Source organism: Frankia sp. CeTa3Moorea, from assembly GCF_978021225.1.
The window spans coordinates 32,709-33,305 of the sequence record NZ_CDXDOR010000051.1; the positions used below are offsets into that span (position 1 = coordinate 32,709).

At 70.2% G+C, this 597-nt stretch carries 1 protein-coding gene; it reads left to right on the forward strand.

Going from position 1 to position 597, the window contains the following annotated elements; all coding sequences use genetic code 11:
• On the forward strand, positions 1-597 hold a 597-nt coding region (locus AC08OV_RS11515), incomplete at both ends, for a fructose 1,6-bisphosphatase (protein ID WP_476619643.1).

Genomic DNA, 597 nt, shown 5'->3' on the forward strand with positions numbered 1-597 from the left:
TTCGAGGTCTACGACCTGTACCAGGAGAAGCGGATCGTGTTCGACTGTCCGGCCGACATGTATGACCTGCTCATGTACATCGGTGCGCCGGCCCGCTACGTCCTGCACAGCGTCACCTCCAAGACGTTGGACGAGCCGGCGGCCGCGACGAGCACTCAGCGGCTGTCCCTGATCGCCGGGAAGTATGTCGGCAAGGACGACCCGGTGATGATCGTGCGCTGCCAGTCCGGGCTGCCCTCGATCGGCGAGGCGCTGGAGCCGTTCGTGTTGGCCTACACCGTCGGCGGCAGCATGCGCGGCTCCCACCACGCGCCCCTCATGCCAGTCCCGGTCGCCCACGCGCACCCGTCCCGGTTCGACGGGCCGCCCCGGGTGGTCTGCCTCGGCTTCCAGATCACCGGTGGCCGGCTCCTCGGCCCGCGCGACATGTTCGACGATCCCGCCTTCGACCGGGCCCGCGCGCAGGCCAAGGAGGTCATGGACTACCTGCGCCGCCACGGCCCCTTCGAACCGCGCCGCCTCGGCCTCGACGAACTCGAATACACCACCATGCCCGCCCTGGAAGGCCGCCTCGCCGGCCGCTGGCAGCCCCTGCCC